5 protein-coding genes are annotated in these 5,457 nt (G+C 69.8%); 3 read left to right on the top strand and 2 right to left on the bottom strand.

Annotation, left to right across the window (positions count from 1 at the left end; all coding sequences use genetic code 11):
* Together PV363_RS15685 and PV363_RS15680 are read right to left on the bottom strand one after the other, a co-directional pair.
* A partial coding sequence (locus tag PV363_RS15685) for an ATP-binding protein (RefSeq protein WP_366525496.1) occupies positions 1-1,151 on the bottom strand: 1,151 nt, incomplete at its 3' end.
* Positions 1,152-1,460: 309 nt separating this feature from the next.
* The gene (locus PV363_RS15680; RefSeq protein WP_301022816.1) at positions 1,461-2,306 is read right to left on the bottom strand and encodes an SAM-dependent methyltransferase; all 846 of its coding nucleotides are present in this window, start codon (positions 2,304-2,306) and stop codon (positions 1,461-1,463) included.
* A 213-nt stretch (positions 2,307-2,519) separates the two neighbouring features.
* Here PV363_RS15680 and PV363_RS15675 point away from each other — a divergent pair, with 213 nt between their 5' ends.
* The 3 genes from PV363_RS15675 to PV363_RS15665 all read left to right on the top strand — a co-directional run bounded on the left by PV363_RS15675 (position 2,520) and on the right by PV363_RS15665 (position 4,798).
* Entirely contained in the window at positions 2,520-3,167 is a 648-nt protein-coding gene (locus PV363_RS15675; RefSeq protein ID WP_301022815.1) for a hypothetical protein, read from the top strand.
* Between the two features lie 228 nt (positions 3,168-3,395).
* Positions 3,396-4,250 (top strand): helix-turn-helix transcriptional regulator, encoded by an 855-nt coding sequence (locus PV363_RS15670; RefSeq protein WP_301022814.1) that lies wholly within the window; start codon positions 3,396-3,398, stop codon positions 4,248-4,250.
* 341 nt (positions 4,251-4,591) lie between these two features.
* Positions 4,592-4,798: a DUF397 domain-containing protein gene (locus tag PV363_RS15665; RefSeq protein ID WP_301022813.1), complete on the top strand. Its 207-nt coding sequence runs from the start codon at positions 4,592-4,594 to the stop codon at positions 4,796-4,798.
* Positions 4,799-5,457 lie beyond the last annotated feature (659 nt).

Raw genomic sequence — 5,457 nt, 5'->3', positions numbered from 1 at the left:
TTCGGCGCCCGCCGGGGGGCGCCCGCGGGCGCCTCCGCCAGCAGCAGGTTGGACGATCGCAGGTCGTCGTCGCTCATGCCGATGCCCGCGTCCTCGACGGAGAGAACGGTGCTGATGCGATCGGCGGCCGAGAGGTGGCTGCGGACCTGGACCTGCGACGACGGCGGCGAGAACGTCGTGGCGTTCTCGATGAGCTCGGCGAGCAGGTGAGCGAGGTCGGCCACGGCCCGGCCTTCGATGTCGATGTGGTCGTTGACCAGTACCTCGACGCGGCGGTAGTCCTCGACCTCTGCCGCCGCGGCGCGCGCGACGTCGCCGAGGGCGACCGGGTTGCCCCAGCGGCGGGCAGGCTCGTCGCCCGACAGGACCAGCAGCGACTCGGCATTGCGCCGGATGCGGGTGGCCAGGTGGTCGAGACGGAACAGGTCCTCGAGCACGTCCGGCTGGCGCTCGCGCAGCTCGAGGTCCGTGATGACGGTGAGCTGGCGGTTGAGCAGCGACTGGTTGCGCCTCGCCAGGTTGACGAGCAGCTCGGACATGGCCTTCTGCCGGGCGGCGTCGGCCTCCGCCACCTCCGCGACCAGATCGATGTTGCGCTGCTGCTCCTGCTCGGTGTGCTTCCAGAAGATGATCTCGCCGACGCAGGCGGCGAGAACGGCCGCGCCGTGGATCGCAGCCCAGGTCCACGGCCGGTTCTGTCCCTGCCCGTGGACGAACATGATGTCGCCGGCGATGGCACTGCCGATGCCGTGGGACAGGACGGTGAAGACCACGTTCCAGAGGAACGGGACCCAGTCCTGGTAGAGCGCGATGAGCCCGATCAGGATGAAGAAGTGGAAGTGGGCCTCGATCACACCGCCGGAGAGGTGGACGAGCACGACCGAGCAGTACACGAGCCCGGCGGTGACGAAGAACGAGGCCAGGCGGCGGTTGATCGCCAGGCGGCCGAACACGACGCACGCCACCGGGACGGTGAGCTCGAGGGCGATGTGCCACAGGTCGTAGCCCTGGCTCGCGCCGACGACGAACAGCGCGGGTACGTGCAGGCCGAGCACCCACGAGAGGAACAGGTGACGTCGGGCGAACGTCGTGTCGTCGAGGGTGTTGCCGCGGGGCAGGTAGGCGCGTGCCGTCCGCACGGTCCGCGCCATGAGGCTGAGACCGCCGCCACGGCCTGTTCGTTCGGACGGCGGGGCCGCGTGCCGGGGCACGTGGGATCTACGCCATCCCCCTGCGCGGTCGTTCGTCCGCGGAGGGTCTTCCATGCTCGTGCTCGACCCCAGGCTTCCCATCGGACCCAGAGTGATAGCCGTTGCACGACCCCCGGCGCTACTGGACGCCGGGGGTATTTCACCTTGTCGTAGCGTCGGCGCGCCCGGACCTCACGAAGTCACGGTACGGCCGCGCTGAGCGCTCGCGCCGCAGTCAGATCGTGCCGGTCGGGCGACCACTTGCGTTCGTCAGAGCTTGCGGGCGACGCCGCCGTACACCGGGACCGGCCGGGCGCCCCCGCCGGACGACGCGTCGGGGCGCCACGCGGTGGCGGGGACGAGTCCCGGCTCGACGAGCTCGAGGCCGTCGAAGAAGCGGGCGACCTCGGCGATCGGGCGAACGGCGGGCCGGTTCGTCTCGCGCATCTGATCGTCGAGGTGCGACCACACCGGGCTGTTGTCGGCCTCGACGCCGTCGCTGGTCATGTGCGACAGTGCCAGGTAGCTACCCGCGGGGACGGCGTCGAGCAGGGCGCTGACGTGTTCGCCGGGCGTGTCGTCGTCGGTGATCACGTGCAGGATGCCGACGAGCACGATCGCGACCGGCTGCGAGAGATCGAGCGTCTCCGCCGCCTGCCGAAGGATCTCGTCGGGCTGGCGGAGGTCACCGTTGATGTAGGCGGTCGCCCCCTCGTCGGTGCCGCGCAGCAGTGCGTGGGCGTGGGCTAGCACCATCGGGTCGTTGTCGACGTAGACGACGCGCGCATCGGCGGCCACCTGCTGGGCGACCGCGTGCGTGTTGTCGGCGGTGGGGATGCCGGTGCCGACGTCGAGGAACTGGCGCACCCCGGCCTCGCCCGCGAGGAAGCGCACCGCCCGCCCCAGGAAGGCGCGGTTGGCCCGGGCGTCGGTGCGGGCCCCGTCGAGCCCGCCGGGGTATTTCGCGAACGCCTCGGCGGCGACGGTGCGGTCGACGGCGAAGTTGTCGGTGCCGCCGAGCAGGAAGTCGTACACCCGCGAGGTGTGTGCGACCTCGCTGTCGATCGTCACGGGATCGCGATCCGGCCCGGTGGCGGTGAGCGAGCGATCAGTCACGTCATGTCCTTCGCGTCAAGGTCCTCGGGGGGCGACCTCCGCAATCATCGTCAGCACGGAACGGGCCTGCAAGGCGACCGCTCGTCCGCCACCGCGGGCGGCGGACGTGCCACATCCCCTCGTCCGCACGATTCGTCCGGTTCGTACGTGGATCTGTGCGGAACGTGCGTCGCCATCCGCCATCATGGGTGGGCGGGACGAGGAGGAACGACGATGGGGACCTGTGAGCGGATGATGCGGGTCGATGCGCCTGCCGATGTCGTGTGGGGCTGGTTGTCCTCGCCGCGCAACCTGTTCAGCGTGAACATGCTGCACGCCGAGGTCGACACCGAGGCGACCGAGCTACGGGCCGGCGACTCGATCACGATCGACCACGACTTCTTCGGGTTCTACCAGCAGCGGCGGCAGGCGAAGATCCGCGAGGTCCGCCCGAACTTCGTCGCCTTCGGCGAGTTCAAGGCGCCCGAGGTGCCCGGCCGCGACCCGTTCCCGCACAACCAGTCCTTCGAGGTCGTGCCCGCCGGCGACGGGTCGAGCATCCTCGTCAGCCGCATCTCGGGCCGCTACGTGTTCCCCGGGTCCGGGCTGGTGGGGGAGCGCCTGTTCGACCGCTACATGCCGGCCCTGCTCGACGACGATCTCCAGGTCGTCGCCGTGGGATGCGGGGCGATGCCGGCGGGCAAGGTGCGTCGTCCGCCGGGCCTCATCCTCTGGCCGTTGATGGCGATCGGGGCCCGCTTCGTGAAGAAGTCGACCCGGCGACATCTTCTGGAGCAGATGAAGGTGGAGCGCGCCGCGACCTCCGGCACGGCCGCGCCGGGCGCCCCGGCGAGCGCGCACAGTGCCTCCGTGGAGGCCTGACCTCGCCGCGTGATGCCGTGGCCGACCGGGCGCGTTGCGCGACGTCGGCACGGCGCGCCCCGCGGACGTCACGCGTCGCACCCGTTGGCACACCTGAGCGAACGCACGATCGCCACCCTCGCTGACCAGGGGTGCTGCAACCCACACGGTCGGCGCGGCGTGTCGCTGGATCCGGGACGTACGAAATGCTCTACTGTCCAGGAAGGGCAGGGGTCCCAAGGGGCGTAGATGATCAGTCCATATGTACGTCGGCTGCGATTGGCCGCAGAGCTTCGGGCGCTGCGAACGCACGCTGGGGTCACGCACGTGCAGTTGGCCAAGCAGATCGGGCAGAGCCGCGCCCAGATCTCCCGGCTCGAGAACGGTCACGTGGTCGACCAGGACGACGTCATGAAGATCCTCGACGCGCTCGGCGTCGACGACGACCGTTGGACGCAGATCATGACCATCGCCCGCGAGGCCGGCGAGCGGGGCTGGTGGGAGTCCAACCGCTTCATGGGCGAGCGCCAGGCGTTGTACGCCAACCTCGAGGCCGGGGCGCAGTCCATCCGCGAGTTCCAGATGACGTTCATCCCCGGGCTGCTGCAGACCTCGGACTTCACGCGCGCCCGGGGCGAGGCCGACCGCGCCGCCGGCGCGCCGTCGTTCAACGCCGACAAGGCGGCTGACGGGCGCATCGGTCGCCAACGCATGCTGCGCCGGCCGGGCGGGCCCACCTACGAGGCGATCATCGACGAGCTGGCCATCCGGCGTTCGTCTGCCCCGCCCGAGGTGCTCAAGTCGCAGCTGTACCACATCGCCGCCACGGTCAACGGCAACCCCCGCATAACAGCGCGCGTCCTTCCGGTCGAGGTCCAGATCGACGAGTACAGCGTGCCGCGCTCCGCGTTCTCGATCTACACGTTCCAGGATCCGGGCGATCCGACGGTGGTGGCGGTCGACACCGTCACCAACGACATCGTGCTCACGGACGGTGACGACGTGAAGCGCTACGAGGTGTTGTACGACCGACTCCGGGCGGCGTCTCTGTCGATGCCCGACAGCCTCGACATGCTCATCGAGACCGCCAAGCGCGCCTCCTGAGCCACGGCGGCGTCGGGCCCGTGGCCGCGGGGTCGTAGCTCCAGCCGTTCCTGACGCTGTCGTCGGGGTCGATCCGAGAGCGGAGGCAAGGCTTGCGCGCGCCCGGGAATCGCCGTCCTCCGCGCACAAAGTTGCACTCTGCGTGAGGTCACCAGAGTTTCCTTCGCGCACCCCTCGCGCATCCTCCCAGGTCAAGCGTGTGTGCGCGATCCGCTGCACAGAAACCCCCTGCGGTGCGTGGTCAAGACACGCGGGTTGGGAGTACGTTTGCGATCTGTGGGCTGTGCGGCACCGCGTGCTGCCCGCGCCACGGGCACATCCAGAAGGGACTCACAATCATGATGCGACAGCGCACCTTCAAGGGCTGGCGGAAGTCCTCCCTGTCGAGCGGTGGTGACAACTGCGTGGAGGTCGGTTTCGCCGACGACGGCACGATCGGGGTCCGCGACACCAAGCAACTCGGCAACGGCCCTGTCCTGGTCTTCTTCCCGGGCGAATGGGAGGCATTCATCGGAGGTGTCCGACAAGGAGAGTTCGACCGGGTCTAGGTCGAGACGCTGGGGGAACGAGAAGCAGCCCGTCTCCGGACGGCTGGGCGCGCTCGGCCGGAGGACGCTGCACATCCCGTCAGGAAGCCCTTGCGTTGCGTGCGGGACAGGCAGATACTGGGAACGAATCAGCTCTCTGGACAGTGCAGAAACGTGAGCAGATCGGCTGAGTGGTCGGTAGGTCACAGAGCACGTCGGCCGACCGCACATGGGCTGCTCGACGACGACATGACAGCGCGAAGGGAACGAGCAATGGCCACGATGAGCGGTGCATCGGCTCTGGCAGGACCACGGCCGCCGCACGCGATCGGTGCGTCCCGCTCACGGCGGCCGTCCGGACATCGGCTCCTCTCCGTGGTCGGGCATCTCACCGCCTTCGTGTGGGGCGAGCAGCAGCCGGCCCCGCCGGCACCCGTCGACCCTCGGCGCCACGTCGAGCTCGCCGCTATGGGCGTGGCGGTCGGTGCGCACCCGGCCCCACCGCCACCTGTCGACAAACGCTCCGCCGTCGCCCACTACCGGGCTCTGGCCGACCAGGTTGCGCGCGAGCAACGCCGCACCGGCGTGGCCGCCCGCCCAGGGCAGGGGATGGCACGTCATGGCTGAGCGCTTCGTTCGTGTGTGGCGGCTCGTCCGCCGCCCGTCGGCCGATCCTCGCT

The organism is Mumia sp., assembly GCF_028803055.1.
Classification (GTDB): Bacteria; Actinomycetota; Actinomycetes; order Propionibacteriales; family Nocardioidaceae; genus Mumia.
Note: the sequence above shows the minus strand (reverse complement) of the source record. Positions and strands in the feature narration are given on the sequence as shown.

Coding starts and splice junctions, on each gene's coding strand:
- PV363_RS15675 (WP_301022815.1), top strand. CDS start 2,520: ATGGGGACCTGTGAGCGGATGATGCGGGTCGATGCGCCTGCCGATGTC.
- PV363_RS15665 (WP_301022813.1), top strand. CDS start 4,592: ATGCGACAGCGCACCTTCAAGGGCTGGCGGAAGTCCTCCCTGTCGAGC.
- PV363_RS15670 (WP_301022814.1), top strand. CDS start 3,396: ATGATCAGTCCATATGTACGTCGGCTGCGATTGGCCGCAGAGCTTCGG.